The 12926-nt window shown below is 72.0% G+C and carries 12 protein-coding genes; 5 read left to right on the top strand and 7 right to left on the bottom strand.

What is annotated here, in order from left to right:
• Positions 1-20: 20 nt before the first annotated feature.
• Positions 21-926, top strand: a complete 906-nt coding sequence (locus IE286_RS10790; RefSeq protein ID WP_189796420.1) for a ribonuclease Z — start codon at positions 21-23, stop codon at positions 924-926.
• A 20-nt stretch (positions 927-946) separates the two neighbouring features.
• On the top strand, positions 947-1939 hold the full coding sequence (locus IE286_RS10785; protein ID WP_189796419.1) for an adenosine deaminase: 993 nt from the start codon (positions 947-949) through the stop codon (positions 1937-1939).
• A gap of 16 nt (positions 1940-1955) precedes the next feature.
• On the opposite strand, the gene IE286_RS10780 is transcribed toward IE286_RS10785, so the two are convergent.
• Positions 1956-2747 (bottom strand): IclR family transcriptional regulator, encoded by a 792-nt coding sequence (locus IE286_RS10780; protein ID WP_189796418.1) that lies wholly within the window; start codon positions 2745-2747, stop codon positions 1956-1958.
• Between the two features lie 120 nt (positions 2748-2867).
• Here IE286_RS10780 and IE286_RS10775 point away from each other — a divergent pair, with 120 nt between their 5' ends.
• The 3 genes from IE286_RS10775 (at position 2868) to IE286_RS10765 (ending at position 7765) form a co-directional block, all read left to right on the top strand.
• Positions 2868-4163, top strand: a complete 1296-nt coding sequence (locus tag IE286_RS10775) for a glucarate dehydratase family protein (protein WP_189796417.1) — start codon at positions 2868-2870, stop codon at positions 4161-4163.
• A 124-nt stretch (positions 4164-4287) separates the two neighbouring features.
• Complete coding sequence (locus IE286_RS10770; protein WP_189796416.1) at positions 4288-5454, top strand: carbohydrate kinase family protein; 1167 nt, start codon at positions 4288-4290, stop codon at positions 5452-5454.
• Positions 5455-5677: 223 nt separating this feature from the next.
• Positions 5678-7765, top strand: coding sequence for a glycoside hydrolase family 31 protein (locus tag IE286_RS10765; RefSeq protein WP_505014444.1), 2088 nt, complete (start codon positions 5678-5680; stop codon positions 7763-7765).
• Positions 7766-7837: 72 nt separating this feature from the next.
• Here IE286_RS10765 and era read toward each other — a convergent pair whose 3' ends face one another.
• The 6 genes from era to IE286_RS10735 all read right to left on the bottom strand — a co-directional run bounded on the left by era (position 7838) and on the right by IE286_RS10735 (position 12687).
• Complete coding sequence (era, locus tag IE286_RS10760) at positions 7838-8791, bottom strand: GTPase Era (protein ID WP_189796415.1); 954 nt, start codon at positions 8789-8791, stop codon at positions 7838-7840.
• A gap of 173 nt (positions 8792-8964) precedes the next feature.
• Complete coding sequence (locus IE286_RS10755) at positions 8965-9327, bottom strand: cytidine deaminase-like protein (RefSeq protein WP_189796414.1); 363 nt, start codon at positions 9325-9327, stop codon at positions 8965-8967.
• 87 nt (positions 9328-9414) lie between these two features.
• Complete coding sequence (locus IE286_RS10750; RefSeq protein WP_189796413.1) at positions 9415-9774, bottom strand: MmcQ/YjbR family DNA-binding protein; 360 nt, start codon at positions 9772-9774, stop codon at positions 9415-9417.
• A complete protein-coding gene (locus IE286_RS10745; protein ID WP_189796412.1) occupies positions 9771-11081 on the bottom strand; it encodes a hemolysin family protein in 1311 nt (436 codons plus the stop codon). Before IE286_RS10745 ends, IE286_RS10750 begins: the two co-directional genes overlap by 4 nt.
• 10 nt (positions 11082-11091) lie before the next feature.
• A complete protein-coding gene (gene ybeY, locus IE286_RS10740; RefSeq protein ID WP_189796411.1) occupies positions 11092-11589 on the bottom strand; it encodes an rRNA maturation RNase YbeY in 498 nt (165 codons plus the stop codon).
• A gap of 12 nt (positions 11590-11601) precedes the next feature.
• A complete protein-coding gene (locus IE286_RS10735; RefSeq protein ID WP_189796410.1) occupies positions 11602-12687 on the bottom strand; it encodes a PhoH family protein in 1086 nt (361 codons plus the stop codon).
• Positions 12688-12926: the final 239 nt, after the last annotated feature.

Genomic DNA, 12926 nt, shown 5'->3' with positions numbered 1-12926 from the left:
CGGTCGGGAGCTTCAGCGACGTGTCCGTCCGTGAACTGGTCGTCCTGGGCACCGCGAGCCAGGTCCCGACCCGGCACCGCAACCACAACGGCTATCTGCTGCGCTGGGACGGCGAGGGCTTCCTGTTCGACCCCGGCGAGGGCACGCAGCGGCAGATGCTGCGCGCCGGGGTCGCCGCCCACGACATCCACCGGATCTGCGTCACCCACTTCCACGGCGACCACAGCCTGGGCCTGGCCGGGGTGATCCAGCGGATCAACCTGGACCGGGTGCCGCACGAGATCACCGCGCACTACCCGCGTTCCGGGAAACGGTTCTTCGACCGCCTGCGCTACGCCACGGCCTACCGCGAGACGGTCGCCCTGACCGAGGCTCCGGTCGACGCCGACGGCGTCCTCGCCACCACCCCGGCGTACACGCTGTCGGCCCGCCGCCTGTCCCACCCGGTGGAGTCCTACGGCTACCGGCTCGTCGAGCCCGACGGGCGCCGCATGCTGCCCGACCGGCTCGCCGCGCACGGCATCACCGGCCCGGACGTGGGCCGCCTGCAGCGGGAGGGGTCGCTGCGCGGGGTGCCGCTGGAGGCGGTCAGCGAGGTCCGGCGCGGGCAGCGGTTCGCGTTCGTCATGGACACCCGGCTGTGCGACGGCGTGTCCGCCCTCGCCGAGGGCTGCGACCTGCTGGTGATCGAGTCGACCTTCCTCGACGCCGACGCCGCGCTCGCCGAGGAGTTCGGTCACCTCACCGCCGGGCAGGCGGGGCGGGTGGCCCGGGACGCCGGAGTGCGGCACCTCGTCCTCACCCACTTCAGCCAGCGTTACACCGACCCCGGCGAGTTCGAACGGCAGGCGCGGGCGGCCGGGTTCGACGGCGAGCTGACCGTGGCCCGGGACCTGCAGCGGGTGGCGGTGCCCAAACGCCGCTGACCGGGCCGTACGATGCTGCGATGCCCCTGCCCAAAGCCGAACTGCACCTGCACATCGAAGGCACCCTGGAGCCGGAGACGGCGTTCGCGCTGGCCGCGCGCAACGGTGTGACCCTGCCGTACGCGGACACCGACGCGCTGCGCGAGGCCTACCGCTTCACCGATCTGCGGTCCTTCCTGGACCTGTACTACGCGCTCATGGACGTCCTGCGCACCGAGCAGGACTTCACGGACCTGGCCGACGCCTACCTCGCGCGGGCCGCGGCCCAGGGCGTGCGGCACGCGGAGATCTTCTTCGACCCGCAGGCCCACCTCAAGCGCGGCGTGGACCTGGGCACGGTCGTGGAGGGGCTGTGGCGGGCGCTGAGCCGCAGCGAGCAGAACCACGGCATCTCCACGCAGCTCATCCTGTGCTTCCTGCGGGACGAGTCCGCCGCCTCGGCCCTTGAGACCCTCCGCGCGGCCGAGCCCTACCTCGACCGGATCACCGGTGTCGGCCTGGACTCGGCCGAGGTCGGGCATCCGCCGGCGAAGTTCCGTGAGGTGTTCCGGGCGGCCGCCGGCCTCGGCCTGCGCCGGGTGGCGCACGCCGGGGAGGAGGGGCCGCCGCAGTACATCACCGAGGCCCTCGACGTGCTCGGCGTCGAACGCATCGACCACGGCCTGCGCTGCATGGAGGATCCCGCCCTGGTCGACCGGCTGGTGCGGGAGCGCATCCCGCTGACCGTGTGCCCGCTGTCCAACGTCCGGCTGCGCACCGTCGCGAGTCTCGCCGGGCATCCGCTGCCCGCCATGCTCGACGCCGGGCTGGTGTGCACGGTCAACTCCGACGACCCGGCCTACTTCGGCGGCTACGCCGGCGACAACTTCGACGCGGTGCGGGACACCCTCGGCCTGACCGAGGAGCAGCTGCGCGAGCTGGCCCGCAACTCCTTCCGCGCCGCCTTCCTGGAGCACGACGAGGAGCGGCGGCAGCGCTGCCTGGCCGAGGTCGAGGCGTACACGTTCCCGTGAGGCGGGGGACAAAGGCTCACCGCCAGCGCGGGCCGCTGCCCGCGCCCGGCGCGGCCGCCTCGATACGCGCCCGGATCTCCTCCATGACCGCGACGATCCGCTTCTCGTGCTCGGGGGTCAGCCGGGACACCGGCACCGAGCAGCTGATCGCGTCCTGTGCCGGGGTGTCGTAGCGCAGCGCGAAACCGAAGCCGACGATGCCGAGGACGCCCTCCTCGCGGTCGACGGCCCAGCCGCGCTCGCGCACGGCGGCGAGATCGGCGGCCAGCGCCTCGCGGGTGGTGTGCGAGTTCGGGGTGAGCGCCTCGTAGGGGCCGGCGGGCAGGTCCTCGTCGGGGCGCTCGGCCAGCAGCGCCTTGCCGAGCGCGCCCACATGGGCCGGCAGCCGCCGCCCCACCCGGCTGATCGTCCGCAGGTACTCGTGCGACTCCCGCGTCGCCAGATAGGCCACGTCCCGCCCGTCCAGCCGGCCCAGGTGGATCGTCTCGCCCAGCCGCTCCGACGCCTGGTCCAGAAAGGGCCGCACCAGGCGCACCCGCGGGTCGGAGTCCAGGTAACTCGTGCCGGTGAGCAGGGCGTGGATGCCGATGCCGTAGAGCGAGCCGGTGACGTCCGTGCGCACCCAGCCGCGCGAGATCAGCGTCTGCAGCAGCGCGTACATCGAGCTGCGCGGCACGCCGAGGGTCTCGGCCAGCTCCTGCAGTCGCGCCGGACGGTCGCCGCGCGCGGCGAGCAGCTCCAGCAGTTCCACCGTCCGCGCCGCGGACTTCACCTCGCGCACGCCCTCGCTCTGCGCTGACCTCGGCATGCCCCTGATCGTAGTGGCCGGCGCCGGCCCGCGGCGGCGCTCGCCCCATTGACGCTCTCTGTTCACCTCCCTAACCTCTGTCTGCATACGTAGATGGCATCTACATGGGGAGATGATCCCGTGAGCCGTGACCTGACCATCACCGACGTACGGCTGACGCCCATCCTGGTGGCCGACCCGCCGCTGCTGAACACCCAGGGCGTCCACCAGCCGTACACGCCCCGCCTGATCGTGGAGGTGGTCACGGCCGACGGGATCACGGGCGTCGGCGAGACCTACGGCGACACCAAGTACCTGGACCTGGCCCGCCCGCTGGCCCAAAAGCTGAAAGGACATCAGCTCACGTCCCTGGGCGGGCTGTTCACCCTCGCCGACCAGGTCGCCGTGGACGCCTCCCAGGTGTCCGACGCGGTCGACGTGGGCGGGCTGCGCGGTGTGCAGACCGCGGACAAACTGCGCCTGTCCGTCGTCTCCGGCTTCGAGGTCGCCTGCCTGGACGCCCTCGGCAAGGCACTCGGCCTGCCGGTGCACGCCCTGCTCGGCGGCAAGCTCCGCGACGCCGTGGAGTACAGCGCCTACCTGTTCTACAAGTGGGAGTCCCACCCGAAGGGCGTGGCCTGCGAGCCCGACGACTGGGGCGCCGCCCTCGACCCGGAGGGCGTCGTCGCCCAGGCCCGCCGGTTCACCGAACGCCACGGCTTCACCTCCTTCAAGCTCAAGGGCGGGGTGTTCCCGCCCGAGGAGGAGATCGCCGCCGTCCGGGCGCTGGCCGAGGCGTTCCCGGGACACCCGCTGCGGCTCGACCCCAACGGCGCCTGGTCGGTTCCGACCTCGCTGAGGGTGGCGGAGGAACTCGGGGACCTGCTGGAGTACCTGGAGGACCCCACGCTCGGCACGCCTGCCATGGCCGAGGTCGCCGCCCGCGCCGGGGTGCCGCTCGCCACCAACATGTGCGTGACGACCTTCGCCGAGATCGAGGAGGCCTTCACCCGGGGCGCCGTGCAGGTCGTGCTCTCCGACCACCACTACTGGGGCGGCCTGCGCAACACCCAGCACCTCGCCGCGGTCTGCCGCACCTTCGGCGTCGGCGTGTCCATGCACTCCAACACCCACCTGGGCATCAGCCTGGCCGCGATGACCCACGTCGCCGCGACCGTCCCGGGCCTGCACCACGCCTGCGACACCCACTACCCCTGGCAGTCGGAGGACGTGCTGACCGAACGCGTCGCCTTCACCGGCGGCCGGGTCGCCGTCTGTGACGCGCCCGGACTCGGCGTCGAACTCGACCGCGACAAGCTGGCGTTCCTGCACCGCCGGTGGCTGGACGACGACGGTGCGCTGCGCGACCGCGACGACGCGGCGGCGATGCGCGTCGCCGACCCGGACTGGGTCACTCCGGCCGTGCCGCGCTGGTGAGCACCCCGCGCCAGGCGTGACCGCCGGCGGTGAAGCCCGCAGCGGTGCTTCCGGCGTGATCGCCTCCCCCGGGCCGCTCCGGTGGTGCACACTGGCCTGATCCGCACCATGTCAGGAGCGCACCGTGACCGCGTCGCACCCGCCCGCCGGAGAGGATCCGCTGCACCCGCAGGACAGGGAGTACACCGTCGGAGCCCCGCACGCCCCGGCCGGCCCGCAGATCGATCCGCTGGCCGGGACCCGGTCGGCGGACGACCCGCCCTGGGACGTGTATCTGACCGGCACGGTCTTCCTCGACATCATCTTCACCGGGCTCGACTCCGCCCCGGTGCGCGGGACGGAGTCCTGGGCCCGCGGCATGGGCTCCAGCCCGGGCGGCGTGGCCAACATGGCGACCGCGCTGGCCCGGCTGGGCCTGCGCACCTGCCTGGCCGCGGCCTTCGGCGACGACCACTACGGCGAGTACTGCTGGGACGTGCTGGAACAGGGCGAGGGCATCGACCTGACCCCGTCCCGCACCGTGCCCGGCTGGCACTCGCCGGTCACCGTCTCCATGGCCTACGAGGGCGAGCGCACCATGGTCTCCCACGGCCACGAGCCGCCTCTGGAGGAACCCGCCCCCACGTGCCCGCCCCGGGCACGGGCCGCCGTGGCCTCCCTGACACCCGGTCAGCACGCCCCCTGGATCGCGCAGAGCGCACGCCAGGGCACCCGTGTCTTCGCGGACGTCGGCTGGGACGACACCGGCGCCTGGGACCTGACGGCCCTGGCCGACCTGACGTACTGCGAGGCGTTCCTGCCCAACGCCGAGGAGGCGATGCGCTACACGCGCACCGACTGCCCCCGCACCGCCGCCCACGCGCTCACCGAGTACGTGCCGGTCGCGGTGGTCACCCTCGGCTCCGAGGGCGCCTACGCGGTGGACCGGCGCACCGGGGAGGCTGCCGAGGTGCCCGCCATCGCGGTGGACGCACTGGACCCGACGGGGGCGGGCGACGTGTTCGTGGCCGGCTTCGTCACCGGCTCCCTGGCCGGCTGGCCGCTGGCCGACCGGCTGGCCTTCGCGGGGCTGGTCGCCGCCCTGTCCGTGCAGGAGTTCGGCGGTTCGCTCTCGGCGCCCGACTGGTCGGAGATCGCCGCCTGGTGGCGCCGGGTGCAGTGCGTGGACGGGCAGGACCCGGAGGCACTGCGCCGGTACGCCTTCCTCGACCGGCTGGTCTCCCAGACGTGCCCACAGCCGTGGCCGCGGCGCAGAGCCGTCCCCACCATCGGGTTCCGCCGCTCGGCCTGACACGGACCGCTCAGCACCCGGGGGCCCGGTCCGCCCGGCGAGAGCCCGGCCGTTGACAGGTGTCGTTTCCTGCTCGACCATCGGCGGAATCAAGCACGATGACGCACCGCCGCCGCACCCGGACGGCGGTGCACGGGCTCCGGCACCTGTGAAGCACCACCTGACCCATGACTGCCTGTGACGAAGGACATGCGTCGTGCGAAGACCACCGCACAGCCCCCGAGTGCTCCTGACCACCCTCGCTCTCGCCCTGGCCGCTGCTCTCCCGACCGCGCTGACCGCACCCGAGCCGGCCCAGGCCCGCCCCCAGTCCCCGCCCCGGGCCCCGACGGATACGACCGCCCGGCTCACCCGCACCGCCGACGACCTCACCCTGACCGTCCCGCCGAGCCACGCCGCCCCCGGGTACCGGCTGCAGGTGACGACCGGACAGCTCTCCTTCACCACCCGCCGGTCGGGCAGCACCGTCCTGGCCACCGCCTCCGGCGACACCGGCGCCCTGCGCTTCCGCACCGCCGGAACCTGGCACCACGCCACCCGGGTCACCGGCTACGCCTGGAAGGACGGCACCCTCACTCTCACCGCCGACACCACCGCACCGGGCGCCACGGTCGAGGCCCGCGTGACCCCCTCGGCCGACCGCTACCAGCTGACGTGGCAGGTCACCGGCGCCACCCCCGAACGGCTCGGCCTGGCCTGCGATCTGTCGTCCGCCGGCCACTGGTACGGCCACGGAGAGACCCAGACCCCCGACGGCGGCCCCGCCACCGACCAGCCCTGGCCGCTCGACAGCGGCGAGGTCGTGCACCCCGCCTTCGGCCCGGCCTCCTACTACATGATCGACCCGTTCTGGTACACCTCCCGCGCCACCGGACTGCACGTGGACACCGGCCAGGTCATGGACGTGTCCCTCAACCAGGACCAGGACGGCCTCGGCCGCTTCGACATCGAGTCCGCCGAGCCGTACCGGGCGACCGTCTTCGTGGAGTCCACGCCCCTGCAGGTCTACCGCGACTACGTGGACCTCGTCGGCCGGCCCGCCAAGTCCGACGCGACCTACCGCCAGTACGCCGAACCCGTGTGGAACTCCTGGGCCCAGTTCTACACCCACGTCGACCAGGCGAAACTCCTCGACTACGCCCAGGACCTGCACGACCACGGCATCACCGGGCACGCCCTGCAGCTGGACGACAAGTGGGAGTCGGACTACGGGAACATGACCTTCGACCCCAAGGCCTACCCGGACCCGAAGGCCATGTCCGACACGATCCACGGCCTCGGCTTCGACTTCGGCCTGTGGGTCACCCTGTGGATCAACCTGGACTCCGACCAGTACCGCTACGCCGCCGACCACGGCTATCTGCTCAAGGACGCCGCCGACCCCGCCAAGCCCTGCACGGTCACCTGGTGGAACGGCACCGCCGGCATCGTCGACCTGGGCAACCCCGAGGCGCGATCCTGGTACGAGGGCCGGCTGCACACCCTCATGGACACCTACGGCGTCGACGGCCTGAAGTTCGACACCCGCTTCTTCGACGAGCGGTGCGCCCCGCACGAGGGCTACCGGCCCACCGACTACCAGCGGCTGGGCGCCGAACTCGCCGACGGGTACGACCTGCAGGGCGTGGGCATCCGCGTCCACTGGGACACCGCCGCCCACCGGGCCGGGTTCGTCACCCGCCAGCTCGACAAGGGCACCGGCTGGAACTCCCTGCGGGCCTCCGTCACCCAGAACCTCGCCATCTCCACGATCGGCTACCCCTTCGTCACCACCGACATGATCGGCGGCTCCAGCAGCCAGCCGGCACCGGCGAAGGAGGTCCTGGTCCGCTGGGCGCAGTCGGCCGCCCTGATGCCGCTGATGTACTCCTCCACGTCCCCGGTCGACACCATCGACCCCACCACCGGCCGGCCGGTCGTCTACGACGAGGAGACCGTCGCCCTGTACCGTGAGGCCATCGCCCGGCACCAGCGCCTCGCCCCGTACATCTGGGACCAGGTCCAGCACAGCCTGAGGACCGGCGACCCGATCATGCGCCCGCTGTTCTTCGACTTCCCCGAGGACCGGGACACCTACACGATCGGCGACGAGTGGATGCTCGGCCCGGCCGTCCTGGCCGCCCCCCAGCTCGCCGACGCCCCCTCCCGCCCCGTCCACCTGCCCCCGGGCGCCTGGTACGACGTGACGCACCACAGGATCGTCGCGGGCGGCCGGACCCTCGCGTCCTACGCCACCCCGCTGGGCACGACTCCCGTCTTCGTGAAACTCGGCGCCCAGGGCGCCGGGAAAGCCCTGCGCGCCCTGCGCTGACGTACGTGTTCGCACGTACGTGTCCGCACCGGCCGGGTTCACGGCCGGTGCGGACACGGGCCGCCGTTGTGCTCAGAAGCCGAGCTTGCGCAGCTGCTTCGGGTCGCGCTGCCAGTCCTTGGCCACCTTCACATGCAGGTCGAGGTAGACCGGGGTGCCCAGCAGGGCCTCGATCTGGCGGCGGGACTTGATGCCGACCTCCTTCAGCCGCTTGCCGCGCGGGCCGATGATGATGCCCTTCTGGCTGGGCCGCTCGATGTAGACGTTCGCGTGGATGTCGAGCAGCGGCTTGTCCGCGGGACGGTCCGGGCGGGGCAGCATCTCCTCCACGACCACGGCGATGGAGTGCGGCAGCTCGTCCCGCACCCCCTCCAGCGCGGCCTCGCGGATCAGCTCCGCCACCATCACCTGCTCGGGCTCGTCGGTCAGATCGCCCTCGGGGTACAGGGCGGGCCCCTGAGGCAGCAGCGGGATCAGCAGGTCGGCGAGCAGGTCCACCTGCTTCCCGGCGGTCGCCGACACCGGCACGATCTCTTTCCAGTCGATGCCCAGCTCCTTGCCGAGCCGGTCGACCGCGATCAGCTGTTCGGCCAGGGCCTTGGAGTCCACCAGATCCGTCTTGGTGACGACCGCGACCTTCGGGGTCCGCTTGATCCCGGCCAGTTCCTTGGCGATGAAACGGTCACCGGGGCCGATCTTCTGGTCGGCGGGCAGGCAGAAGCCGATCACGTCGACCTCCGCCCACGTGGTGCGCACCACGTCGTTCAGCCGCTCGCCCAGCAGGGTGCGCGGCTTGTGCAGGCCCGGGGTGTCCACCAGGATCAGCTGCGCGTCGGGCCGGTGCACGATGCCCCGCACGGTGTGCCGGGTCGTCTGCGGCCGGTTCGAGGTGATCGCCACCTTCTGCCCGACCAGAGCGTTCGTCAGGGTGGACTTGCCCGCGTTGGGCCGGCCCACGAAACAGGCGAAGCCGGCCCGGTGGACAGCCTCGGTGGACTGCTCGGATGACTGGGTGCGAACGCTCATGGCGCCCATTCTCCCTGATCGACGACGCCCGGGCGCACCCCGCGTCCCCGCGGGATGCGGCCGGGGGCGCCGTGGACGTGTCCGCGCGTGGCCGGTCCGCTCACCGGAAGGCGCCGGGGTGTGACCGGATACGCACGCGCGAGCGGGCCGTGAGCCGGGGGAGCCCGGCGGGGTTACTCGGCCGCGCCCGCCGGCTGGGTGAGCCGTACCGTGCCGTCCGGGCCGGCCAGCAGCACCGGCGTCTCGGGACCGCCCAGGTCCCCGACCGCGGCCCGGTCCTCAGGGGCGATGCCCTCCGCCTCGCTCACCACGGCCGCCGCCTCCAGCGAGGTGGCCCCGGACGCCACGGCCATCGCCACGGCCGTCTGCAGGGCACTCAGCTTCAGCGAGGGCAGACGCACCGACCCGGCGGCGTAGGTGCGTCCGGTCTCGTCCCGCACGGCCGCGCCCTCGGGCACACCGTTGCGGGCCCGCACCGAACGGGCCAGGGTGACGATCTTGCGGTCCTCGGGGTCGAGCCCGTTGCTGTCAGTCATGATCCGAGCATACGGAGCCGCACCGGCCGCGACGCGGCCGAGGGCGCCCCGCGGCGGACGGGAGCCGCGGCGGTGGAGGGCCGACCGTCAGGGGCGGTCGAGACGCAGCCGTTCGGCACGCGGCAGCCCGGCCACCACCAGGTCGTAGGAGTCCTCCACCAGCTCGCGGACGAGCCGGTCGGGCAGCGAGCCGTCGACCGTGACCGTGTTCCAGTGCCGCTTGTTCATGTGCCAGCCCGGAACGATCAGCCCTGGGTGCGCGGCGCGCAGCCGGACCGCGTCCTCCGGATCGCACTTGAGGTTCACCGTCAGCGGCCGCACATCCAGCGCCGACAGGGCGAACATCTTGCCGAGCACCTTGAAGACGGACATCTCAGGGCCGAACGGGAACTCCTCCACGGCCGCGTTGAACGACAGGCACAGATCACGCAGTGTCTTCGCCGTCACTCCGGCTTGTCCTCGTCCCCCGGGAGCGCGGCCGGCACGGGCACCGGCTCCACCAGCACCGTCACGATCTTGTTGCGTCGGCCGGCGGCGGCCTCCGCGGTCAGCCGCAGCTTCCGCCCGTCCGGCAGGGCGACCACCGAGGAGGCACCGGCGATCGGCACCCGGCCCAGGGCCTTGGCGAGCAGGCCGCCGACCGTCTCCACGTCCTCGTCGTCGTACTCTTCCAGGCCGTACAGCTCGCCCAGGTCACCGATGCCGAGGCGGGCGGTGACCCGGTGGCGGCCGTCGCCCAGGTCCTGCACCGGCGGCAGCTCCCGGTCGTACTCGTCGGTGATCTCACCGACGATCTCCTCCAGGATGTCCTCGATGGTCACGATGCCGGCCGTGCCGCCGTACTCGTCGATGACCACGGCGACGTGATTGCGTTCCTTCTGCATCTCGCGCAGCAGGTCACCGGCGTTCTTGGTGTCCGGCACGAACACCGCCGGGCGCATCACGGTGGACACCAGCTCGCCCTCCGCCTCCCGGCTGATGTGGGTGCGGCGGGCCAGGTCCTTCAGGTAGACGATGCCGACGATGTCGTCCTCGCTGTCCCCGGTGACCGGGATGCGCGAGAAACCCGAGCGCAGCGCCAGGGTGAGGGCCTGGCGGACGGTCTTGAACCGTTCGATGACCACGAGGTCGGTGCGCGGCACCATCACCTCGCGCACCAGCGTGTCGCCCAGCTCGAAGACCGAGTGCACCATGCGGCGCTCCTCGTCCTCGATCAGCGACTGCTTCTCGGCCAGGTCCACCAGCGCGCGCAGCTCCGCCTCCGAGGCGAAGGGGCCGTGACGGAAGCCCTTGCCCGGGGTGAGCGCGTTGCCGAGGAGGATGAGCAGCGACGGCACCGGGCCCATGATCCGCGCCAGCGGCACCAGGACGTACGCCGCGACGGTCGCCGTGGTCAGCGGATGCTGGCGGCCGATGGTGCGCGGGGACACACCGACGGCCACGTACGACACCAGCACCATGACCGCGATCGCGATCACCAGCGCCTGCGCCGTGCCGGGAAACGCCTCCAGGCAGGCGTAGGTCACCAGTGCCGCCGCGGCCATCTCGCAGGCCACGCGCACCAGCAGCGCGACGTTCAGATAGCGGGTCGGGTCGGCGGCGACCTTGGCCAGCCGGGCACTGCCGCGGCGGCCGGACTTCACCGCCTCCTCGGCGCGGAAGCTGGACACGCGGGCCAGGCCGGCCTCCGCGCAGGCGGCGAGCCAGGCGACGACGACCAGCGCGACCGCGCCGATCACGATCTGCGGGTTCATCGCCGGGCGCCTACGAGACGGTGGGCGCCGGGGACGGGCCGGTCAGGCCGCGCTCGGCCCGCCATCCGTCGACGATGGCGGCCTGCAGGCCGAACATCTCGGCCCGCTCGTCCGGCTCCTCGTGGTCGTAGCCGAGCAGATGCAGCACACCGTGCACGGTGAGCAGCTGCAGCTCCTCGTCCATGGAGTGCCGCGTCGGCGCCTCGGCGCCCTGTTTGGCGGCCACCTCGGGGCACAGCACGATGTCGCCGAGCAGGCCCTGCGGGGGCTCGTCGTCGTCCTTCGACGGCGGACGCAGCTCGTCCATCGGGAAGGACATGACATCGGTGGGCCCCGGCAGGTCCATCCACTGCACGTGCAGCTGCTCCATGGCGTCGGCGTCCACGACGATCACCGACAGCTCCGACAGCGGGTGGATGCGCATCCGCGCGAGGGCGTAACGGGCGATGTCGAGGATCGCCTGTTCGTCGACCTCGATGCCGGACTCGTTGTTGACGTCGATCGACATGGTCGTGCTGGTCTACTTCCCCTTGTGCCCGTGCCCCTGCGCGGCCCTGCCGCGGCCCGTGGGCTTCGGCGCGCCGTTCTCGGTGCCGTGCTTGCTGTCGTACCTCTCGTACGCGTCGACGATACGGCCCACGAGCTTGTGCCGTACGACGTCGTGCGACGACAGCCGGGCGAAGTGGACGTCCTCGACGCCCTCCAGGATCTCCTGCACCTGGCGCAGGCCGCTCTTGGTGCCGTTGGGCAGGTCGACCTGCGTCACATCACCGGTGATCACGATCTTGGAGTCGAAGCCGAGCCGGGTGAGGAACATCTTCATCTGCTCGGGCGAGGTGTTCTGCGCCTCGTCGAGGATGATGAAGGCGTCGTTGAGCGTGCGGCCGCGCATGTAGGCCAGCGGAGCGACCTCGATCGTCCCCGCGGCCATCAGCCGGGGGATCGAGTCCGGGTCGATCATGTCGTGCAGCGCGTCGTACAGCGGACGCAGATAGGGGTCGATCTTCTCGTAGAGCGTGCCGGGCAGGAAGCCCAGGCGCTCGCCGGCCTCGACCGCGGGCCGGGTCAGGATGATGCGGTTGACCTGCTTGGACTGCAGGGCCTGCACCGCCTTGGCCATGGCGAGGTAGGTCTTGCCAGTACCGGCGGGGCCGATGCCGAAGACGATCGTGTGCTTGTCGATGGCGTCGACGTAGCGCTTCTGGTTCAGCGTCTTGGGGCGGATCGTGCGGCCGCGTGAGGACAGGATGTTCTGGGTGAGCACCTCGGCCGGGGTCTCGTGACCGTCGCTCTCGCCGTTCTCGCTTGCCCTGAGCATGGCGATCGAGCGTTCCACCGCGTCCTCCGTCATCGGCTGCCCGGTGCGCAGCACCAGCATCATCTCGTCGAACACACGCGAGATGAGGGCGACGTCGGCCGGATCGCCCGTCGCGCTGATCTCGTTGCCCCGGACATGGATGTCGGCCGCCGGGAAGGCCTTCTCGATCACGCGCAGAAGGGAGTCGCCGGAACCCAGCACGGTCACCATGGGGTGCTGAGCGGGGACGGTGAACTGTGCTCTCGCCTGCCCCTGCGCGGGGGTGTTTGCTGCGGGTGTCTGAGTCATGGGCCGGCGCTTAAGGCCTGCGATTCCTCCTCGTCACGGCCGCATTGCTGAGGGCGGCCTCGCGCTTCCCAGGGTACGACGGGGTACTGACGTCGTCGTAGGCATTTCCGCCCGGTGCTCGACGGCACGCATGGTGACGAATCGGTCACCGCGGCGGCGGATCCGCCGCCCGGCAGGGCGGGATCCGGCCGTCGTGCGGTCCTCCGGGATGTCTCGTCGCCGGTGCGCACCACCGGGAC

Origin of the sequence: Streptomyces thermodiastaticus, from assembly GCF_014656135.1 — a bacterium.
Classification (GTDB): Bacteria; Actinomycetota; Actinomycetes; order Streptomycetales; family Streptomycetaceae; genus Streptomyces; species Streptomyces thermodiastaticus.
This window is presented reverse-complemented; position numbering and strand designations above follow the sequence as displayed.